Here is a 19,543-nt window from a genome sequence, read left to right as displayed (position 1 = left end):
CTCAATCAACAAAGTTGCGCTTTGCCGACCTGGTGGTTATGGCGGGGTGGCTGCACCCGTTCCCTTTCCGAACACGGCCGTGAAACGCCCCTGCGCCCATGGTACTTCGTCTTAAGACGCGGGAGAGTAGGTCGCTGCCAGGTCTGCTAAACGCAACTCACTTGATAAACAATCTTCTCACAACAAACTCTACGGCCCATGCCGAACAAAAAGGGTCGCGCAAGCGGCCCTTTCTGCTGTAAAATAATATCGCGGGGTGGAGCAGCCCGGTAGCTCGTCAGGCTCATAACCTGAAGGCCGCAGGTTCAAATCCTGCCCCCGCAACCAAACTTCCCAAAAGCCCGCCAACACGGCGGGCTTTTTGTTTGAGTACCGGGTCGAGGATTTTAATGCCTAATCAGGGGCCCGCAAGGAGGCAAAGCCGACGCCGCGGGACAGAAAAACCCCAGATCCTCCACCGCAACCAATCAACTTGCAAGGTTACCTACGCAAGTCGCTTGACAGAAAGCTCCTCGACATAAACCTCAAGGAGCTTTTACGATTCTGCAGGGTGTTCAACTCCTCGGATGACGCCAGCTGACCTGCCACGGACCTTTCATCCGGCGCGATGAGAGCCTCTGCGGTCTTTGATACGCAATATGGCGCGGTGCAACCGCAGAAACGCGAAGCCTTCATCTTGCGCAGCGAGCTACTCGTCTCAAAACGTCCCGAGCCGAACGCATCACAGCCCGCGACGGCATAACACCGACGGCATTGTATGAGGTGCGTCGCCGTTGTACCATGTAGCCTGACAAGTGTGCGCAGTCCTAAATGTAGAGCCGGAGCCAAAGCCCGGTCGCGCGCTTCAACCCGATGAATAAGTAGCCCGGATCATGGAACTTATCGTCGCCCTTGGCCTGATCGTCGTGAAGGTCGCGTTCCTGATTGCGATCCTGCTGTTGCTACCCTTGCCGCTAACCTGGCTCGAACGGAAGGTTGCCGGGCACATGCAGCAGCGGATGGGGCCGATGCGCGTGGGATGGCACGGGCTGTTGCAGCCGGTGGCGGACGGAATCAAGCTCCTGACGAAAGAGGATAACATCCCGGCCGACGCCGATCGGTTCCTGTTCAAACTGGCGCCAATCCTGGCGCTCGCCCCGCCTTTTGTGGTGTTCGTCGCGATCCCCTTCGGCGAGACTGTCTCAGTCCTCGGCCACGACATCACGCTCTACGTCTCCAACATGAATGTGGCGCTCCTTTTCGTTTTCTCGGTGATCGGGATCGAGGTTTATGGCGTCATCTTCGGCGGCTGGGCCTCCAACAGCAAATACGCTGTCCTGGGCAGCCTCAGAACCTGCGCGCAGATGATCAGCTACGAAATCCCGATGGGGTTCGCGGTCATCGGCGTGGTCATGCTGGCGCAATCCATGAGCCTTCTCGAGATCGTGCGGGCGCAGGCAGAGGTCTGGAACATCGTCTACCAACCGGTCGGGTTCTTCGTGTTCTTCGTCGCCGGATTGGCCGAAGCGCAGCGCATTCCCTTCGACCTGGCGGAAGCGGAAGGCGATCTAGGGGCCGGGTTCCATACCGAATACAGCGGTATTCGCTTTGCCTTCTTTATGGTCAGCGAATATGCCATCGTATTGCTTGTGTCGGTCTTGGTGGTGATCCTGTTCTTCGGCGGTTGGAACGGAGTACTGATTCCCTTGCCACCGCTCCTGTGGTTTGCTCTCAAGGTCGCGTTCTTCGTCTATGTGTTCATCTGGTTCCGCTTCACTTTCCCCCGCTACCGCTACGATCAGTTGATGGCGATCGGATGGAAAGTCTTGCTTCCTCTGTCGATGGCGAACATAATTATAACTGGCGTACTTTTAGGGGCCGTGACGGCTCCATAGCGAGGCGGCGATGTCGCGCGCGCAGGACAGAGTTGGAACATGGATTGGCTGGGCGTTCTTCGCCGATCTGGCGAATGCCTTGGCTCTGACCTTTGGATATCTGTTCACCAAATCCGTGACCATGCAGTATCCGGACAACGAAAAATGGTTGCCCTACTCGCGTTACCGCGGACATCACTTTCTGAAGCGTGACGAGGAGGGCGAGATCAAGTGCGTGGCCTGCGAACTCTGCGCCCGGATCTGTCCCTGCGACTGCATTGAAGTCGTCCCGTACGAGGACGAGAAGGGCAACCGGCACCCGGCGAAATTTGAAATCGACACAGCACGCTGCCTGTTCTGCGGGTTGTGCGAGGACGCCTGCCCGGCGGATGCAATCGCGCTTGGGCAACAATACGAATTTTCCAGTTTTTCCTCAGCTGACCTGGTGATCGGGCGCGACGATCTGCTCGTCAAGCCGGGTAAGGCGGCAACCGGCGGCGGCGTGGTTGCCGCGCGCCTGAATACGAAGAAGGACGTACTTGTCGAGACGAAAGAGACGCAGGGCTACAACTGGTGGCGGAATATCCGCCGAACATGAAAGCGCGCCAGCCATCACACCGAAGCGCTCGAACAGGAGGCTCAGATGTTTGTCGGTGAAATCATGAAGAACAAGGGTGTCGGTGTCATCGCAGTCGCTCCCGATCAGACGATGGTGGAGGTACTAAGGTTGTTTCGAGACAACAATATCGGCTTCGTCGTCGTGAGCCGCTCGAACAGCAAATACATCGGTACACTGTCGGAGCGGGATTGCTGCAACGCGATGGCGGAATACGGGGCCGAGGCGGCGGCGATGCGGGTCGCGGACATCATGAACCGCAACGTGGCGACGTGTTCGACACAAGATCTGCTGCCCGTTGCGATGGGGATCATGACCCAGCGGCGTACGCGCCATGTGTTGGTCACGGATGGAGGCAACGTGCTCGGCGTGGTCAGCATCGGAGATGTGGTTAAGCACAGGCTCGACGAAGCGCAGCGTACAGAGCAGGAGCTGCAGGATTACATATGCGGGACCAGGTATCACTGACGCCGCCAACTCGATGTGATGACGCTGGGGCGGGCAGCTTGCCGCGAAGCCTTGCGCTGCCCTATCCCAAATCTTCAAACCCCACGCCAGATCCGGCCTGGGTGGTCGACGTCAGAAGTGGCATGCGCCTTCTGGACTTCCACCGCGCATGGATATTCGCCTCGCCGCAGCAGGCTGTTGAGACGCAAGGCGCTATAATTTTCCGGAACGAAGACGAGGCCCTTGGGAAACCGCCTGTCGACCTTGAGCTGCGCCGTCAGTTCGCCCTGGCCGGAACGCACGATTACCTGATCGCCATCCGAAAGGCCAAGCTCCGCAGTATCTGGCGCGCTCATCGCAACATAGGGATCGTTGGCGATCGTGTTCAGCATGTCCGACCGTTCGGAAAGATATCCGTTGTGGAACAGGCAGTCGCCGGTGATCAGCATGAGCCGGTCGGCTGCTGTTCGAACAGATGGCGGCGAAAGGACCAGGCCGGCCGATAATGTTGGCACCGTCCTGGTGAATGCGCCGTCGGCGCCAAGTCCGTCCTGCGTTAACCCCTGATAGGCCGGAACCAGCCGGGCAATCTCGTCGAAAATTTCGCCTTGCGTCGATGGCCGCAGCGCCTCGTTGCGTAGCGCGGCGACGAAGTCGACAATCGCCAGATTGCCTCGCGCCTCGAAAACGGGCTCACGGAATTTGCGAACGTTCTGGACCCGGCCCTCATTGTTGGTGAATGTTCCGGATTCCTCGCCGTAGCCCGCCGCAGGCAGGACGACCTCGGCCATGCCCGCCGTATCCGTGAGGAACGCGTCCTGCACGATCACGAGATCAGCTGCGCCAAGCGCCCGCGTCACAAAGTCCCGGTCGGGATAGGCGGCCAGGGGGTCGGTTCCGACGATGTAGAGTGCGCCCATCCGGCCCCCGACGCAGAGCTCCAGCATGGCGTCGAGATTCGCGCCGGGTTGAGACGGCATTTGGGCGCCCCAGTTTCGTGCAAGAGCTGCGCGCGCCGCGTCATCGGCGACCGCCCGCAGCCCCGGCAGAGCCGCCGGCAGGACCCCCATGTCCCAGGCGCCCATCTGGTTGGCACGGTCGAACAGAAACTGCATCGCCGGGCCCTTGCCTAGCAGGCGCAGAACCTGCAGCAGGTTGTTGAGCTGCAGCAGCGTCGCGCGCGCTTCGGGTGATCTCAGGAGGTCGACGCTGACAAGCACGGTGACGCTACGGCCTTCCTTGAGCGCGGTGGCCAGACGATCCGGCCCGTCGCTGCCGGTGCCCGCTGCCGGCCTGCCGATCGTCGCACCGATGTCCGCAAATGCGTCGCCCGGCAAGGTCTGATCGGCCACCGCCATGAGCGCGGTTACCACCGCCGCAAGGCTCGCCTCTTCTCCGCCCGGCGGCACGCGAACCACCACCCTGGCATCGGCGTCCAGACGCGAGGGCCGCGCCGAAAGCATCAGCAATCCGGCCTGCCGCCGCCGCACGGCGTCTCGCAGCAGGTATTCGGTGACGGGATTCTCCTCGGTCACGTTGCCGCCGACGACGAGCACGCAGTCGTTGCCGATTACATCGTCCAGCGGGGTGCGGCTGTAGAAAGTTCCCAATAGCGGGCCGAGCGTATCGAAGGGCGCGGCCCAGCGTGACGAACAATCAATGTTGTTGGTCCGGAATACTGTTCGCATCAGCTTCTGGAACTGATAAAGCACCTCGTTTGGCAGGCGAGGCGAGGCCAGCCCGCCGGCATCCTTGCTCTCGACAGCCACCAGTCGCCGGCGCAGATAATCCCCCGCTTCGTCCCAGGAAACCGGAACCAGGGCGCCATCCTGACGGATCATTGGCTGCTTGATCCGGTCCCGGCTTGCAACGAAATCGAGGCCGAAGCGTCCTCGCACGCAGAGAGTTTCGTGGTTGACACCGTCGTCCCACTTCGAGCGCACCCGCATGAACTCGCCCTTGCGCGTGCCCACTGTCAGCTGGCAACCGGTGCCACAATGCGGGCAGATCGTGTCGGTCTCTACGAGATCCCAGGGGCGCGCCTTGTAGCGGTAGGGAAAGCTCATCAGCGCGCCGACCGGGCAGACCTCGACGCAATTGCCGCACTGGTCGCAACTCGCCAGACTGCCCTCGAAGCCGGTGACGGCGGTATCCATGCCTTTTTCGACGGTACCCAGCGCCACCGCGCCGACGACCTCCTCGCACATACGGACGCAGCGCTGGCACTGGATGCAGCGGTTGACGTTCATGATGATAACCGGGCTCAGGCGAATGTCGTCGGAGTGGAACACACGTTTGTCATCGCGGAACTGGCTTTCTCGAGGCCCATAGGCCATCACCATGTTCTGAAGCTCGCATTCGCCGCCCTTGTCGCAGATCGGGCAGTCAAGGGGGTGGTTGGCGAGCAGCATGTCGAGCATGGAAGAGCGCGTTTCCTCGATCAGAGGCGTATTCGTCCGCACGACCATTCCATCGGTGACCGCAGTGGCACAGGACGGCTGCAGCCGCCGCAGGCCCTCGATCTCCACCAGACACATGCGGCAGGAGGCCAGCGGCGGCAGACGCTTCAGATAGCAAAAGGTCGGGATATCAGTGCCCAAACGCCGGGCGGCCTGCAACACTGTCGCGCCAGCCTCAACTTCCAGCGTTTGTCCATCGATCGTGACTTTAAGCATGGTTTCCTCGCAACTCTGATCCAGCACACTCCTTCAGTGGAACGGGCACCTCCGCTCCTCGACATGGGCGACGAATTCATCTCGGAAATGTGCAAGTGCCGCCCGCAATCCCATCGCTGCACCGTCACCCAAGGCACAAAACGTGTTGCCGAATATGCCCTTGCAGAGCATATCCAGCTGCTCCAGATCGCCGGGTGCGCCATCCCCGCCTTCAACCCGGCGCAGGACCTTCACGACCCAGTTCAATCCTTCCCGGCAGGGCGTGCACTTGCCGCAGGACTCATGGTGGAAGAACTCGACGATCCTGGTGGCGACCTTAACCATGCAGGTGCGATCGTCGATCACGATAACGCCAGCCGAACCGAGCATCGAGCCGGCGGCAGCCAGCGAGTCGAAATCCATCCTCACCTCCAGGCCGTGCTCAGGGATGACCGGCGCTGAGACCCCGCCCGGGATCACTGCCTTGATTTTGCGTCCCGGCAAGGCTCCGCCGGCATGTTCCTCGACCAGCTCGCGCAGCGGTATGCCCATCGGCAACTCGTAGAGGCCGGGTTTGCGCACCTGCCCACTGAGGCAGTAGAGCTTCGGGCCGGGGCTCTTGTCCGGGCCGATACCCCGAAACCAGTCCGACCCCCGCATAACGATGTGCGGCACGCAGGCCAGCGTCTCGACATTGTTGATCACAGTCGGGCTGGCGTAGAGCCCGGCCACGGCCGGAAACGGCGGCTTCAATCGCGGCTGCGCCCGCTTGCCCTCGAGCGACTCGAGCATTGCAGTCTCCTCGCCGCAGATATAGGCGCCGGCGCCGCAGTGGATGTGTACCGCGAAATTGAAATCCGAGCCCAGAATGCGCTTTCCGAGATAGCCCTTTGCGTGGGCCTCGGCGATCGCTTGCTCCAGACGACGGATCGCCGCCACATATTCTCCGCGAATGTAGACATAGGCGGTTTCGGCCCCAATCGCGTAGGCACTTACCGCCAGCCCCTCGATCAGTTGATGCGGGTCGCGCTCCATGATGATCCGGTCCTTGAACGTGCCCGGTTCACCCTCATCGGCGTTGCAGCACAGATATGTCGGCTTGCCGGTGCGCTTCGGCACGAAGCCCCATTTCATGCCCGTCGGGAATCCGGCACCGCCGCGACCGCGCAGGTTGGACCGTTTGATGAGGTCGATAACCTCGTCAGGCGTGTACTCGCGCAGCGCCTTCGCCAGCGCCTGATAGCCGCCGCCAGCCTCGTAGGTCGACACCAAATGACCATCCGCAACATCGACATTTTTGAGAAGAACCGGCTCGAACATGGCGCTACTCCCAAGGCACCCGCGCAGAGGCGCGCTCGACGCTCGCGGCTCCCGCTATCGCCCGCAGACGGTCCAGCAGTGCGTTTATCCGCATCACATCAAGGTGGGCGTGGTAATCGTCGCCGACCTGCATCACCGGCGCCATCTCGCAGGCGCCGAGGCATTCGACCGTCGAAAGCGTGAACAGCCCGTCCGGGGTGGTGTCGCCTTTCCTGATCCCCAGCACTGTTTCCAGATGGCCCAGCAGGTCCTCCGATCCGCACAGCATGCAGGAAACATTGTTACAGAGCTGCAAGTGGAACATCCCCACCGGTTCGGTATGGAAGAGGGTATAGAAGGTCGCCAACTCGTAGACCCAGATCCGCTCGACTCCGAGAATATCGGCGACCTCTTCCAGCACTGGCCCAGGCAGATGGCCATGTTCTTCCTGGGCGATCAGGAGCGCGGGCATGATCGCAGAGCGCTGGTCGGGATACCGCGCCGCCGCCTCTTCGATCTTTTCACGCATGGTCATCGCATTCAAATCCTTGCTACTTGTCCACCTCCGCCATCACAGGGTCGAGGCTGCCGAGCACGGCGATCATGTCCGCCAGATAGCGGGCGTTGGTGACCCCGAAGAGGGCCTGAAGATTGACGAACGAGGGGGCCCGCACCTTCATGCGGAACGGTTTTGGCGACCCGTCACTGATGATGTAGAAGCCAAGCTCACCCTTTGGCGCCTCGATTGCCGAATAGACCTCGCCCCTCGGCACCTTGAAGCCGTAAGCCGACAGGTCGAAATGCTGGATCAGCGCCTCCATCGAGCAGTGCACCCGATCCTTGTCCAGCGGGAAGGCGATTGTCGGCATGTCGATCTGGAACGGCCCCTCAGGCATCTGGTCGATGCATTGTTCGATGATCCCTATGCTCTCGCGCATCTCATCGACACGGCATCGCCAGCGTGCATAGCAATCGCCCTCGTCACGGGTGATGACGTTGAACGCGAGCCGGTCATAGATCTCGTAGGGCTCGTCGCGGCGGATGTCCCAGTCGACACCGGAAGCACGCAGGTTCGGGCCGCTGAGGCCGAGATCGACGCCATCCTCTGCGGAGATCACGCCGATCCCCTTCGTGCGATTGAGAAACACGCGGTTATCTTCGAGCAGTCGCTCATAGTCGCGGATCCGGTTCGGGAAGATATCGCAAAACTCCCGGATCTTGGGGAGGAACCCGTCAGGCAGGTCCTCGCGCACCCCGCCGACCCGGCAGAAGGACGTGTGCATGCGCGCACCGGTTATCATTTCCAGGAGATCCATGATCATTTCGCGCTCGCGCATGACGTAAAGCAGCGCGGTCATGGCGCCGAGATCCATCGGCAGCGCGCCGGTGATCAGGAGGTGACCGGAGATCCGTGCGAGCTCGGCCATCATCACGCGGATATATTGCGCGCGGATCGGCGCTTCTATGCCGAGGAGTTTCTCCACCGCCAGCGCGAAGGCGAGGTTGTTCGAGGGCGGACAGAGATAGTCGAGCCGATCCGTCAGCGGGAAAATCTGGGTATAGGTGAAGCTCTCCGCCAGTTTTTCGGTGCCGCGATGGAGATAGCCGATATGCGGATCGACGCGCTCGACGAACTCGCCGTCGAGTTCGAGGACGAGCCGAAGAACACCATGGGTGCTGGGGTGCTGCGGACCGAGGTTGAGAAGCACTTCCCTGGTATTGAGCGCTTCACCCTCGGGCCTGCTGAGCTCGGTGACTTCAGTCATCTCAACGTTCCGGCGTAGAACGGCCTCCCTTACGGAATGTCCCTGGTGGCAAGGTCGGGCTGCGTTGGCGGCGGACCCTCGGCACCCAAGGGGTTCAACTTGTCCTTATAGCCCCTGAGGGGGAAATCCTTGCGCTGTGGGAAGCCTTCGAAGCCTTCCCACATGTAGATCCGGCGCAGATCGGGATGTCCCTCGAACCGGATACCATACATGTCCCAAGCCTCACGCTCATGCCAGTTGGCGGTACGCCAGACTGCCGTGACCGAAGGCACTTCAGGAGGATCGCCAAGTCGGCACTTGATGCGCACCCGCCACCTGTTGGGCAGCGAATAGAGGTGGTAGACCGCCTGGAACCGCGGCGTTTCGGGATAATGATCGACGCCGCAAATGTCCGAGAGGAAATTGAATTGCAGCGCCGGATGCTCTTTCAGGAGCCGGCAGAACTCGACGATCCTCTCGGGCGGCACGGCAAAGGCGTCGATACCGTGCGCAGTGCCGAGGTCCTCGATCGTGTCTCCGAAGCGCTCCATGATCGGAGCGCGATTGAGGGACGGCTCCACACTCATGACGCTATAACCCGATCCAGAGGTGTGCCCGCGAGCGCCCGGGACCTCTTGATCTTTTCTTGAAGCAGAAGGAAGCCGTGCATCAGCGCCTCGGGCCGGGGGGGACAGCCAGGCACATGCACATCGACGGGCACGAAGGTTTCCGATCCCTGCACCACGGCATAGGTGTTGTAGACTCCGCCCGAAATAGCGCAGGTGCCCATGGCGATCACCCAGCGCGGTTCCGGCATCTGGTCATAAAGTCGCCGCACGACGGGCGCGAATTTCCGGGTCACGGTGCCGGCGATGATCATGACGTCGGATTGTCTCGGCGAAGGGCGGAACACCACGCCGAACCGGTCGAGATCGTAGCGGGCGCAACCGGCCGAGATCATCTCGATGGCGCAGCAGGCAATGCCGAAGGTCTCCGGCCACAGTGCCGATCTCCGGCTCCAACCGATGATGCTGTCGGCCGTGGTGAACAGCACGCTGTCGCGGATCGCGTTGTTTACGCTTCCCATTCGAGCGCTCCTTTCAGCCAGGCGTAGGCGAAGCCCACGAGAAGCAGCAATATGAAGATGAACATCTCGATATAGCCGACCAGCCCGATCTCTTGCAGGACGACGGCCCAGGGAAAGAGGAACATCGCTTCGACATCGAAAACGACCAGCAGGATCGCGAGGATAAAGAACGGCACCCTGAAGCGGCCCGCCGCCGCCTCGCCCGCTGCATCCATGCCGCATTCATAAGGCATGTTCTTGGCGGTATAGGGATTGGATGGGCGCAGCAGCGAGGAAACGAACAATGTCACCCCCGCCACCAGAACGACCCCGGCGACCATGAAAAGAACCGGCAAGAATTCCATTGCAGTCATATCACTGCACCGGTTGCCCACCGACCTCATCCCGAACGGGCAAGTCGATCACGCCACGGCGTGACTGGGCAATCCTTTCTCTGCGTCCAAGTCTATTCCGTCGGTGTGATCATTGCAAATCCAATCGCTCACCCGCCAAGGACCGAATCTTGGGCAAGCTTCAGGAACCACGACGGAAACAGGCCGATGCCGATGGTACCGGCGGCGGTGACGGCGAGTGTCGCGCCCACCAGAGGCGTCAGCGCCGGGGCGAACGCCCTCTTCGGCTCGCGCATGTAGATCACCATGACGATGCGGATGTAGAAATAAGCAGCGACGGCGCTGAGCAGCACGGCGATTATCGCCAGCATGACGAAACCATGCTCGACGAGGGCGACCAGCACGTAAAACTTGGCGAAGAACCCGGCGGTCGGCGGAATGCCGGCCAGCGAGAAGAGATAGAGCAGCATCAGAAGCGCCAGCCCCGGATGTGACTTGGCGAAACCCGCATAGTCCTCGATGACCTCACCCGAGAAATCGCCGTTCCGCATCATGATGACAGCGCCGAAAATGCCGAGATTCATGATGGCGTAGATCAGCAGATAGAGCATCACGCTGGCGACCCCATCGGCGCCGCCAGCGGCTACGCCGAAAATGGGGAAGCCGGCATGGGCGATGCTGGAATAGGCCAGGAGACGCTTGAAATTGTCCTGCACCAGCGCCACGAAGCTGCCGAGCGCCGTCGTCACCACCGCAATGACGGCAACGATGATCCAGACGTCCGAGGCTGCGACCAGAGGATTGAGGAACACCCGCAGGATCACCGCGAACCCCGCCGCCTTGGGGCCAACCGACATGAAGGCAGTGATCGTCGTTGGCGCGCCTTCATAAACGTCCGGCAGCCACATGTGGAAGGGAACCGCGCCGACCTTGAAGACCAGCCCCGCGACGATGAAGACCACTGCCAGCAACAAACCTGGATCGAGCGGATCGCCAGTCACGGCCGCAGCCATCCCGTCCAATTGCGTTGTGCCGGTGAGCCCGTAGACCAGCGAAACGCCGTAAAGGAAAATCCCGGTCGAGACCGCGCCAAGGATTACATATTTCAGCGCTGCTTCGTTGGACCGCCGCTCAAGCCGCAGGAAGCCGGTCAGCACATAGGTGCAAATCACCATCAGTTCGAGGCCCACATAGATCGACAGGAGATCGGTCGCCGAGGCCATAATCATCATGCCGGAAAGCGCAAAGAGCAGCAGGACATAATATTCGCTGCTGCCGATCCCTTCGATATCGGCATATTTTCGCGAAAGGAGGAATGTCAGAACGGTGGCTAGGTAGAAAACGAACTTGAAGAAGACCGCGAAGCGGTCGGTGATGAACATGCCCGTGTAGGCCGGCCGTACCTCGCTCGCCAGCATGAGTGTCGCCAAGGCGGCAATCAATACGATCGCGACCGACGCCCAGACAAGGAGATGTTCCTGTCCCCTTCGCACAAACTGTCCCAGGATCAGCAGGATGCAGGCGCCGGTGATCACCACGATCTCGGGCAGGCTCGCCAGGGCCGACTGGAAAAGCGCGGCGGCGGTCATGGGCTGCTCCCCCTACTATGCACGTGCGTCAGCAGATGCTTCACCGAGGCATCGATGATCTCGAGAAAGGGTTTCGGATAGAGCCCAACCCAGAGCACGAAGACGGCCAGCGGCAGGATCGCAGCCATCTCACGGGCGTTCACGTCGCGTGTCTTCAACCGGGCACCGACGCTGGCCGGGCCGAGCGCGATTTTCCCGTACATGCCGAGCAGATAGGCAGCCCCGAGTAATGCGCCCAAAACGGCGGCCGAGCCGGCGACCATGTTGGCCGCAAACCCGCCTGACAGCACCAGCAACTCGCCGACGAACGAATTCGTTCCCGGCAGCGCCATCGACGACAGGGTAAACAGTGCCAGAAACGTCGTGTAGACCGGCGCCACCTTCATCAATCCGCCATAGTCGGCGATGCTGCGGGTATGGGTCCGCTCGTAAATGAGCCCGACGAACAGGAATAAGGCGCCTGTCGTCACGCCGTGATTGAACATCTGCAGGATGCCGCCCTCAAGCCCCCGGAAATTCAGCGCAAAAATCCCCAGCGTCACGAAGCCCATGTGGCTGATGCTGGAATAAGCCACCAGCTTTTTCAGATCGTCCTGTGCCAGCGCGAGCAACCCGCCATAGACGATCGCAAGCCCCGAAAGCGCCAGCATCAGCGTCGAATAATACATCGATGCCTCCGGCAGCATCGGCAGCGAGAACCGCAGGAATCCGTACGCGCCCATCTTCAGAAGCACTCCGGCAAGAATAATGCTGCCTGCCGTCGGCGCCTGCACATGGGCGTCCGGCAGCCAGGTATGAACCGGCACCATCGGCACCTTGACCGCAAAGGCGATCAGGAAGGCGAAGAACAGCCAGGACTGGATCCGGAACGGCAAGTCCTGCTCTGTCAAGGCGAGGATATCGAAGGTCCTGCCACCGTAGAAATAGAGCACGATGACACCGATCAGGAACAGAAGGCTGCCCACCAGCGTGTAGAGGAAAAACTTGATCGCCGCATAGACCCGACCCTCGCCGCCCCAAACACCGATGATGAGGTACATCGGGATCAGCATCGCCTCCCAAAAGACGTAGAAAAGAAATAGATCGAGCGCGCAGAAGACACCGAGCATCAGCGCTTGCATGAAGAGCAGGCAGATCATGAATTCCTTCACCTTGCGGTCGATCGCGACCCAGGAGGCGAGCACGCAAGTCGACCCCAACAGTGCGGTCAGGAACACGAAGAGCGCGCTGATTCCGTCGATGCCAAGCGCATAATTGATCCCAAGCGCGGGCACCCAGGGACGCGTCTCGGTGAACTGCATTGCATGGGTCATGGTGTCGAAGCCGACCAGCATGGCGATGCAGAGAGCAAGGTCGAGGACGGTGAAGGAGAGCGCAGTCCACCGCACCGCATCGTCACCGCGCAGGAACATCAGAACCGCGGCCCCGAAAACGGGTGTGAATATGATGAGGCTGAGCAGCGGGAAGCCCATTGCACCCCCTACCGCCACGCCACGACGAAGACGGCGGTGGCTGCGATAAGACCGACGATCATCGCTAGCACGTAATGGGTCACGACACCCGTCTGGAGCCGCCTGAGCCGCCCGCCGCCGTACAGGATCGAGCGGGCAATGCCATTCACAACGGCATCCACGCCGGCAAGATCGAGTCGGAGTCCTGCCCGCGCCGCGCCGCGCAGTAAGGGCAGCGCCGCGGTCTCGGAGACATTGCTCACCACCTGCTCATAGCGCGCCAGCGGCCGTTCGGCGAGCCACATGAAGGCCCGCGCACCCTTGCGGTAAAACCAGTCGGTGTCGAGGCTGATCGTGTTCTCGGGATCGAGGGCCCAGAGGAACAGCACGAACCCCAGGGCGGTGAACATCAGCAGCCCGAGGCTCTCCGTGACGTGCGAACCCGTATAGGGTTCGAAATCCACCGGATAGGGCAGAAGCGCATAAAGCGGCTGAGGGAACACCCCTATCGCAATGCAGAGGACCGCCGCCATGCCCATGGCAATCAGCATGTTGCGCGGCGGCTCCCGCGCCTCCAGTTTCCGGTCCGTTCCGAAGAACATGTAATAGGGAAGCTTGAGGCCAGTGTGCAGGAACGTCCCGGACGATGCCATGGTCAGCGCCAGCACCACCAGTGCGCGGTGATCCGCTCCTGCAGCCGCTATCACCATCGATTTGGTGACGAACCCCGAGAAGAACGGGAAGGCCGAGATCGCGAAAGCGCCTACCATGTAAAGCGCCACCGTCAGCGGCATGGTCTTGTAAAGCCCGCCGAGCTCGGTGAGCTTGCGTCGGCCGGTGACGTAGATGACTGCACCGGCACCCATGAACAGCAGCGCCTTGTAGAGGATATGCGCGAAGGCGTGGCTGGCGGCTCCGTTCACCGCCATCTCGGTGCCGATGCCGATACCCGCGACCATATAGCCCACCTGGCTGACGATGTGATAGGCGAGAAGCCGCCGGCAATCGTTCTCCAGCACTGCGTAGATGACGCCGTAGAGCGCCATGATGGTGCCAAGCCAGACAAGGAGCTCGGTCCCCGGAAACGCACGCGCCAGCACATAGACGGCGGTCTTGGTGGTAAACGCGCTCATGAACACCGCCCCGGTGACGGTCGCCTCCGGATAGGCATCGGTCAGCCAGGCATTGAGCGGCGGCACGGCCGCGTTGAGGATGAAGCCGGCGAGGATCAGGTAGTCGCCGACCCCCATTCCTCCGTTGGTGAAGGCCCCCGCGATCGGGCCAAAAAGCAGTGAACCGGTGGCGAGCCCGTGGGAAATGATGCCGCCGAGCAGGACGACGCCGCCGGTGATATGGACCATCAGGTAGCGGAACCCGGCCCGGATCGCCGGCCCACCACGCTGCGCGAAGACCAGATAGGCGGAGGCGAATGCCATGCCCTCCCAGAACAGGTAGAGGGTCAGGTAGTCACCGGCAAACACCACGCCAAGTGCGCTGCCGACATAAACGAATGCCGCCACGTGCTGGCCGGCATCCGTCAGATGCAACGCGTAGACCATGCCGATCAACGCCATGAGGGTGAAAACGCTGGCGAAGACGATGCTGAGCTTGTCCACCTTCGCGATCAGGATCTCCTGTCCGATGAACCGCGCTTCGCCGTAGCTGCCCGGCTCCATCGCAAGCACGGCAAGGATTGCCAGCGCAGGGATCAGAAGCAGATAGGCCTTGCGGACCGAGCCGCTGAGGAAAGGGATCGGCAGGGCACCAAGAATAAACAGCAGAGCTGGATGGATGAAGTCAGTCATAATAGTCCTCGCGCCGCATCAGCCCGACCCGATGGCCGAGAAACTTGGAAACGAAGATAAGCAGGACGCAGGAGACGAAGCCGTAGAGGGCGGACCAGCCCGGCAGGCGGTCCCACGGATATTCGGCGTGTTCGCGAGAGACCAGAAAGTCGGCGACAACGATCATGACGAGCACGAGGTAGAACAGTCGGCGGCGCGGCCTCGCATATTGCTCGGCACCAAAGAAGTCGATGACACGCTTGATCATCGGATCACTCCATCTGCCAGGATGAGAAAATAGCCGGGAAAAATCCCCATCAGCACCGACAGGATCGCCGTCGCGACCAGCGGAATCGTCACCAGTGGAATTTCACGGACCTTCGCCCGGCTCTCCTGCTTCTCCGCCTGGAAGAAGGCGGCATAGCTGACTGGCAGGAAATAGGCGGCGTTCAGGACTGAGCTCACCAGGATGACCACCAGGAACGCGGTCTCTCCCGCCGCCACGGCGCCCTCCGCCAGATACCACTTACTGACGAAGCCGGCGGTCGGCGGTATCCCGATCATGCTCAGCGAAGCGATGAAAAATGCCCCCATCGTCCAGGGCAGCCTGCGGCCGATACCGGCCATGTCGCTGATGTTGCGCTTGCCCGACGCGCAATAGATCGAGCCGGCGCAGAAAAAGAGCGTGATCTTGGAGAATGCGTGCGCCGCGATGTGGATGATTCCGCCGACCATCGCGACCGGCGACAACAGAACCGCGCCTAGCACGATGTAGGAGAGCTGGCTGACCGTCGAATAGGCAAGCCTGGCCTTCAGGTCATCCCGCGTCAGGGCGTAAACCGACGCCATCAGGATCGTGAACGAAGCGAGATAGGCCGTGGCGATGCCGAGGCTCAGCCCACCCACCAGCCCCGTGCCGAAGACATGGAACACCACCCGCAGCACGCAGAACACGCCCATCTTGACCACTGCCACTGCATGCAAAAGCGCGCTGACCGGTGTCGGCGCGACCATCGCGGCGGGCAGCCAGGCGTGCATCGGCATCACAGCGGCCTTGGCGAAGCCGAAAAGATAGCAGAAATAGACGACCGTCAGCAGCGCCGCCGAGGCATCACTCCCCGCCAGCAGCCCCCCCGCGACAAAGTCGAGCGACCCTGCAATATGGTAGGTCAGCGCCAGTGCGGCGAGCAGCGCGCTTTTCGAGGCGCCCATCAGATAGACGAGGTACTTGCGGCCGCCCCTCCATCCCTCCTCGTCCTCGTGGTGGTAGACGAGCGGATAGGTAACCAGACTGAGCACTTCGTAGAAGATCACCAGCGTAAACAGATTGGCGGCGAACGCGCCGCCGGCGGCGGCCGCAAGACTGCTGGCGAAGCAGGCGAAGAACCGGGTCTGCGCATGCTCGTTCAAATGCCGCATATAACCGATGGAATAGATCGCCGCCACGATCCACAGCAGCGACGAGACGGTGGCAAACACCATGCCGAGCGCATCGACCCGGAAACCAAAGTCGATCCCCGGCAAGATCTCGAACAGGCGCAATTCGACCGTTCCGCCCGCCAGCACCGTGGGCGCCATCGACAAGACAATCGCGAGCATGGCGATCGCGGCCAATGGCGAGACCAGATCGCGAAGTCTCTCGCGGTTATTCAAAAGGAGAACTGCAAGGGCCGCCAGACCGGCGACGGCGATGGCAAGCAATGGCCGGATCGATACAACCGGGTCCAAAGCCGTTATCCTTTCATCACCGTCACGTCGTCGATCTTGAGGGTGGATTTGTTCCTCACGAGGGCAACCAGGATACCGAGGGCGACGGCAACTTCCGCCGCGGTGATTGCGATGACGAAGATCGCGAAGATCTGCCCGCGGAAATCGGCGTGGTAACGCCCGAAAGCGATGAAATTGATGTTGACCGAGTTGAGCAGCAGCTCCAGCGACATCAGCACGATGAGAATATTGCGCCTGAGCAGCACGCCCGCCGCTCCGATCACGAACAGGACCACTCCGAGCGCAATATACCACCAGAGCGGAACCATCACCCCTGCTCCTTCCGCGCCAGCATGATGGCGCCGACCAAGGCCGCCAGCAGGATTACGGAGGCGGTTTCAAACGGCAGGAGATAGTCGGCGAAAAGTGCTGTGCCAAGCTGCCTGACGTCATCGCCGCCGCGCATCGCGACGGGCTCCATGACCGAAAAGCGGTTGCTCCAGAGCACCAGCACGAGCATCTCGGCCCCGAGCAGGACAAGCAGTACCAGAGCCGGGAGGTTGCCGCCTGGCAAGAACCGCTGCAACACCGCTTCGCGCACATCGATCATCATGATCACGAACAGGAACAGGACCATGATCGCGCCGACATAGACGAAGATCTGGATGACCGCGAGCAACGGTGCCTGGAGCAATACGAAGATTGCCGAGACCTGCAGGAAACACGCCATCAGCGCCAATGCGCTGTGAACCGGATTGCGCGCCAGGACCACCGTCAGGGCCGTGATCACGGATACCGCAGCGAACAGAAGAAAAAACCCCTGATCCATCGACGCCGACCCTCCGACGCGAACTGCCACTCGGCGCGAGACGGCCGGATTCGAGACTGCGCCGCAACTTCAGATGCCTTCGCAAATTGTGCCCTAGTATCGGATTTTTCACAAGATTATTGTCATCGGGGAGTAAGATCGAGTCGGCCCGGATGTGGCGAAGGTCGCTTGCCCAGCGCGCTTTCGATAGGTCGTACCGACTTCATGGTTCCATAGGCAAATGGGTTTGGCCGGTCGGGTACCGAAGTTTTGTTACGGCGTTGTGGGAAATTTCTTCAAAATAACATTGGCCGTTCCGCCGAAGTTGCAAGTCTCTCTGCCATTGGGGCCCGATGGCGGGTGACCTGCCGCGTCAAGTCCCTTCCGTGGCAGTGATCACAAGCGTGGCGTGAGCAGCCGGTAAAAGAGGCTTCCGCCGGCCTCTGTCTCATAATCGCTGGGGCAGATAACAAAAAATATGACAATTTGTACTGAAACATTACATTCGCCGGATTATCTATAGTGAGGGCAAATATAACCCTGAAGTATAAAGTGAAACAAAATACAACCGAAGAGTAGTATCGTATCGTTTATCATTCCCGAAAACTAATCACTTTGGGCCATTTCCTTCCTTCTCAATCCGTATTAACATAATTAAGAAATGTCTAAAGAATAAGGCGATGACATAAGGGGGCCGGCATTTCATACTATCTTATACCTGCCATCGCTTCATGTTCGAGTAAAGTGTACCGCTAGGGGAGGCGTATATGTTCATGACAGGCTCAGGAATGGAGAATACGGACCAGACAAGAAAGTCTAGCCCATCCGGAGATACTATCCTTGTAGTTGCTAAGGCCGACCTGTTTTCAGAGTGCATGGTGGAGGCGCTGGCAAAGAAATTTCCAAATTGCGATGTGCCAAGCATAACCAACACAAATCTGATGCTGGAAAAGGATACCAGCGATATAAAGCTGGTTTTATTCTACCATATACCTGCGCCGGAGCTGCAAGACGCGCTGCAGGCAGTCAGGGAACATCACCCGGAAACCTCGATCGGACTTGTCGTCGAGGCCATCGACATGATGGAACCCTATGTCAGCCGCTTGGTGGAGGCACGGATCATCGACGGGGTCCTGCCGCTTAACCTTAGGCTTGATGTCTTCATGGCCGCAGTGGATCTGCTGATGAAGGGCGGGGAGCATTTTCCCTCGGCGCTTCTCAACCGTCTCGCCAACAAGAGCGCCCAGCTGGAGCCCTCACTCTATCAGACGAAATCGGTCGACGTCGCACGCAACAGTGCGCTCAAGCTGAGACGCGACAGCATCTCGGCTCTGACGACCCGCGAGGTTCAGATCCTGGACCTCATCTGCAAGGGGACGCAGAACAAGATTATTGCCGACAAGCTGCATCTTTCAGAAAACACGGTGAAGGTCCACGTCCGCAACATCTATAAGAAGATGAACGTCCGAAATCGCACGGAAGCTGCGTCCCGCTTCTTCAACGATCACCCGGTCGGCGATGACGACATGTCCAGCCGGTGGCGCAACTGAGCCACAGCGCCACGGCTCTTTTCAGACGCGCTGCAAATCGATTCCCGATTTAGCAACGATGCAGTGACGCTTTTGCTTCAGATCGAGGGACGCGCAAAGCAGCGCGACTTCTGCCCGAAACCGCTTGGAGAACAGATATAGGGCGCAGACCCGTGATAGGCGACGACCCTGGCTCGTGCCGTGGCCGGTCGAGCGGTCCGATGTTCGGGGTAGGCGTAAGCCTTCGAGACCCGTGGAGTCTCGGCGATCACGACGTTCTTCTTCGCGACGGCGGCTACGTTGTCGTCAATGACGACGCAGGCCGTTGCTCCGATCGCAAGTAGCGTCGCTTGGCAAGCGAACATCACAAAGTGAGATAGACGCCAGCCGTTCGGCTGCGCTGCAGCTTGTTTTGTGAACATCGCCAAAACCCCTCGCATATGGCGCTTCCGGATGCAAGACCGGTCATGCAGGTGCGCGCGGCCAACCTTCCCTTTGTTTATCCCATCTTTATTGAGAGAAGCTTGCGAAACGTCTTGACACTCGTGGGGCGTGAAAAAAAGAGTGAAAATGATTAATCATCCGTTACTTTCAAGAACAAATGCGTAATTATTTTGGATATCTCGCGTTTTTAAAGTTGAC

At 60.3% G+C, this 19,543-nt stretch carries 19 protein-coding genes, 1 tRNA gene and 1 rRNA gene; 6 read left to right on the top strand and 15 right to left on the bottom strand.

Annotated features, from left to right (window positions below):
* Positions 1-28: 28 nt before the first annotated feature.
* The 5 genes from rrf (at position 29) to GA0061105_RS09755 (ending at position 2,937) form a co-directional block, all read left to right on the top strand.
* A 5S ribosomal RNA gene (rrf, locus tag GA0061105_RS09775) occupies positions 29-143 on the top strand.
* Positions 144-250: 107 nt separating this feature from the next.
* Positions 251-327, top strand: a tRNA-Met gene (locus GA0061105_RS09770).
* Between the two features lie 545 nt (positions 328-872).
* The gene (gene nuoH, locus GA0061105_RS09765; RefSeq protein WP_064693249.1) at positions 873-1,874 is read left to right on the top strand and encodes an NADH-quinone oxidoreductase subunit NuoH; all 1,002 of its coding nucleotides are present in this window, start codon (positions 873-875) and stop codon (positions 1,872-1,874) included.
* 10 nt (positions 1,875-1,884) lie between these two features.
* Positions 1,885-2,451: an NADH-quinone oxidoreductase subunit I gene (locus tag GA0061105_RS09760; protein ID WP_064693250.1), complete on the top strand. Its 567-nt coding sequence runs from the start codon at positions 1,885-1,887 to the stop codon at positions 2,449-2,451.
* 45 nt (positions 2,452-2,496) lie between these two features.
* The gene (locus tag GA0061105_RS09755) at positions 2,497-2,937 is read left to right on the top strand and encodes a CBS domain-containing protein (protein WP_092749716.1); all 441 of its coding nucleotides are present in this window, start codon (positions 2,497-2,499) and stop codon (positions 2,935-2,937) included.
* A 74-nt stretch (positions 2,938-3,011) separates the two neighbouring features.
* Here GA0061105_RS09755 and nuoG read toward each other — a convergent pair whose 3' ends face one another.
* The 14 genes from nuoG to GA0061105_RS09685 all read right to left on the bottom strand — a co-directional run bounded on the left by nuoG (position 3,012) and on the right by GA0061105_RS09685 (position 17,393).
* Positions 3,012-5,591: an NADH-quinone oxidoreductase subunit NuoG gene (gene nuoG / locus GA0061105_RS09750; protein WP_092749714.1), complete on the bottom strand. Its 2,580-nt coding sequence runs from the start codon at positions 5,589-5,591 to the stop codon at positions 3,012-3,014.
* A 33-nt stretch (positions 5,592-5,624) separates the two neighbouring features.
* Positions 5,625-6,890 (bottom strand): NADH-quinone oxidoreductase subunit NuoF, encoded by a 1,266-nt coding sequence (gene nuoF, locus GA0061105_RS09745; protein ID WP_064693253.1) that lies wholly within the window; start codon positions 6,888-6,890, stop codon positions 5,625-5,627.
* A gap of 4 nt (positions 6,891-6,894) precedes the next feature.
* Positions 6,895-7,404: an NADH-quinone oxidoreductase subunit NuoE gene (gene nuoE, locus GA0061105_RS09740; RefSeq protein WP_064693254.1), complete on the bottom strand. Its 510-nt coding sequence runs from the start codon at positions 7,402-7,404 to the stop codon at positions 6,895-6,897.
* A gap of 16 nt (positions 7,405-7,420) precedes the next feature.
* The gene (gene nuoD, locus GA0061105_RS09735; protein ID WP_064693255.1) at positions 7,421-8,635 is read right to left on the bottom strand and encodes an NADH dehydrogenase (quinone) subunit D; all 1,215 of its coding nucleotides are present in this window, start codon (positions 8,633-8,635) and stop codon (positions 7,421-7,423) included.
* A 29-nt stretch (positions 8,636-8,664) separates the two neighbouring features.
* Positions 8,665-9,201, bottom strand: a complete 537-nt coding sequence (locus tag GA0061105_RS09730; protein WP_092749712.1) for an NADH-quinone oxidoreductase subunit C — start codon at positions 9,199-9,201, stop codon at positions 8,665-8,667.
* Positions 9,198-9,701: a NuoB/complex I 20 kDa subunit family protein gene (locus GA0061105_RS09725; RefSeq protein WP_064693257.1), complete on the bottom strand. Its 504-nt coding sequence runs from the start codon at positions 9,699-9,701 to the stop codon at positions 9,198-9,200. The genes GA0061105_RS09730 and GA0061105_RS09725 overlap by 4 nt, the downstream gene beginning before the upstream one ends.
* Positions 9,689-10,054, bottom strand: a complete 366-nt coding sequence (locus GA0061105_RS09720) for an NADH-quinone oxidoreductase subunit A (RefSeq protein ID WP_092749710.1) — start codon at positions 10,052-10,054, stop codon at positions 9,689-9,691. The genes GA0061105_RS09725 and GA0061105_RS09720 overlap by 13 nt, the downstream gene beginning before the upstream one ends.
* Before the next feature lie 128 nt (positions 10,055-10,182).
* Positions 10,183-11,622, bottom strand: coding sequence for an NADH-quinone oxidoreductase subunit N (locus GA0061105_RS09715; RefSeq protein ID WP_092749708.1), 1,440 nt, complete (start codon positions 11,620-11,622; stop codon positions 10,183-10,185).
* The gene (locus tag GA0061105_RS09710) at positions 11,619-13,094 is read right to left on the bottom strand and encodes an NADH-quinone oxidoreductase subunit M (RefSeq protein ID WP_092749706.1); all 1,476 of its coding nucleotides are present in this window, start codon (positions 13,092-13,094) and stop codon (positions 11,619-11,621) included. The genes GA0061105_RS09715 and GA0061105_RS09710 overlap by 4 nt, the downstream gene beginning before the upstream one ends.
* 8 nt (positions 13,095-13,102) lie before the next feature.
* A complete protein-coding gene (locus tag GA0061105_RS09705) occupies positions 13,103-14,878 on the bottom strand; it encodes a Na(+)/H(+) antiporter subunit D (protein WP_092749704.1) in 1,776 nt (591 codons plus the stop codon).
* Positions 14,871-15,125: a hypothetical protein gene (locus tag GA0061105_RS09700; protein ID WP_092749702.1), complete on the bottom strand. Its 255-nt coding sequence runs from the start codon at positions 15,123-15,125 to the stop codon at positions 14,871-14,873. Before GA0061105_RS09700 ends, GA0061105_RS09705 begins: the two co-directional genes overlap by 8 nt.
* The gene (locus GA0061105_RS09695) at positions 15,122-16,585 is read right to left on the bottom strand and encodes a monovalent cation/H+ antiporter subunit D family protein (RefSeq protein WP_092749700.1); all 1,464 of its coding nucleotides are present in this window, start codon (positions 16,583-16,585) and stop codon (positions 15,122-15,124) included. Before GA0061105_RS09695 ends, GA0061105_RS09700 begins: the two co-directional genes overlap by 4 nt.
* Positions 16,586-16,590: 5 nt before the next feature.
* Complete coding sequence (nuoK, locus tag GA0061105_RS09690; protein ID WP_064693264.1) at positions 16,591-16,893, bottom strand: NADH-quinone oxidoreductase subunit NuoK; 303 nt, start codon at positions 16,891-16,893, stop codon at positions 16,591-16,593.
* Entirely contained in the window at positions 16,893-17,393 is a 501-nt protein-coding gene (locus tag GA0061105_RS09685; RefSeq protein ID WP_064693265.1) for an NADH-quinone oxidoreductase subunit J family protein, read from the bottom strand. Before GA0061105_RS09685 ends, nuoK begins: the two co-directional genes overlap by 1 nt.
* A gap of 746 nt (positions 17,394-18,139) precedes the next feature.
* Here GA0061105_RS09685 and GA0061105_RS09680 point away from each other — a divergent pair.
* The gene (locus GA0061105_RS09680; RefSeq protein ID WP_064693266.1) at positions 18,140-18,922 is read left to right on the top strand and encodes a helix-turn-helix transcriptional regulator; all 783 of its coding nucleotides are present in this window, start codon (positions 18,140-18,142) and stop codon (positions 18,920-18,922) included.
* Between the two features lie 77 nt (positions 18,923-18,999).
* Here the strand turns inward: GA0061105_RS09680 and GA0061105_RS09675 are convergent, their stop codons facing one another.
* Positions 19,000-19,323, bottom strand: a complete 324-nt coding sequence (locus tag GA0061105_RS09675; protein ID WP_064693735.1) for a hypothetical protein — start codon at positions 19,321-19,323, stop codon at positions 19,000-19,002.
* Positions 19,324-19,543 lie beyond the last annotated feature (220 nt).

The sequence above is a fragment of the Rhizobium aethiopicum genome, assembly GCF_900094625.1.
Classification (GTDB): Bacteria; Pseudomonadota; Alphaproteobacteria; order Rhizobiales; family Rhizobiaceae; genus Rhizobium; species Rhizobium aethiopicum.
The sequence above is the reverse complement of the archived record's forward strand: the minus strand, read 5'-3'. Positions and strand labels throughout refer to the sequence as shown.

Bases quoted from the DNA above. Each gene is read 5' to 3' on its own strand.
- nuoE (WP_064693254.1), bottom strand. From the start codon at position 7,404: ATGACCATGCGTGAAAAGATCGAAGAGGCGGCGGCGCGGTATCCCGAC.
- GA0061105_RS09755 (WP_092749716.1), top strand. From the start codon at position 2,497: ATGTTTGTCGGTGAAATCATGAAGAACAAGGGTGTCGGTGTCATCGCA.
- GA0061105_RS09760 (WP_064693250.1), top strand. From the start codon at position 1,885: ATGTCGCGCGCGCAGGACAGAGTTGGAACATGGATTGGCTGGGCGTTC.
- GA0061105_RS09675 (WP_064693735.1), bottom strand. From the start codon at position 19,323: ATGTTCACAAAACAAGCTGCAGCGCAGCCGAACGGCTGGCGTCTATCT.
- GA0061105_RS09680 (WP_064693266.1), top strand. From the start codon at position 18,140: ATGTTCATGACAGGCTCAGGAATGGAGAATACGGACCAGACAAGAAAG.
- nuoD (WP_064693255.1), bottom strand. From the start codon at position 8,635: ATGACTGAAGTCACCGAGCTCAGCAGGCCCGAGGGTGAAGCGCTCAAT.
- nuoH (WP_064693249.1), top strand. From the start codon at position 873: ATGGAACTTATCGTCGCCCTTGGCCTGATCGTCGTGAAGGTCGCGTTC.
- GA0061105_RS09720 (WP_092749710.1), bottom strand. From the start codon at position 10,054: ATGACTGCAATGGAATTCTTGCCGGTTCTTTTCATGGTCGCCGGGGTC.
- GA0061105_RS09725 (WP_064693257.1), bottom strand. From the start codon at position 9,701: ATGGGAAGCGTAAACAACGCGATCCGCGACAGCGTGCTGTTCACCACG.
- nuoK (WP_064693264.1), bottom strand. From the start codon at position 16,893: ATGGTTCCGCTCTGGTGGTATATTGCGCTCGGAGTGGTCCTGTTCGTG.
- GA0061105_RS09730 (WP_092749712.1), bottom strand. From the start codon at position 9,201: ATGAGTGTGGAGCCGTCCCTCAATCGCGCTCCGATCATGGAGCGCTTC.
- GA0061105_RS09685 (WP_064693265.1), bottom strand. From the start codon at position 17,393: ATGGATCAGGGGTTTTTTCTTCTGTTCGCTGCGGTATCCGTGATCACG.
- GA0061105_RS09710 (WP_092749706.1), bottom strand. From the start codon at position 13,094: ATGGGCTTCCCGCTGCTCAGCCTCATCATATTCACACCCGTTTTCGGG.
- GA0061105_RS09705 (WP_092749704.1), bottom strand. From the start codon at position 14,878: ATGACTGACTTCATCCATCCAGCTCTGCTGTTTATTCTTGGTGCCCTG.
- GA0061105_RS09715 (WP_092749708.1), bottom strand. From the start codon at position 11,622: ATGACCGCCGCCGCGCTTTTCCAGTCGGCCCTGGCGAGCCTGCCCGAG.
- GA0061105_RS09700 (WP_092749702.1), bottom strand. From the start codon at position 15,125: ATGATCAAGCGTGTCATCGACTTCTTTGGTGCCGAGCAATATGCGAGG.
- nuoG (WP_092749714.1), bottom strand. From the start codon at position 5,591: ATGCTTAAAGTCACGATCGATGGACAAACGCTGGAAGTTGAGGCTGGC.
- nuoF (WP_064693253.1), bottom strand. From the start codon at position 6,890: ATGTTCGAGCCGGTTCTTCTCAAAAATGTCGATGTTGCGGATGGTCAT.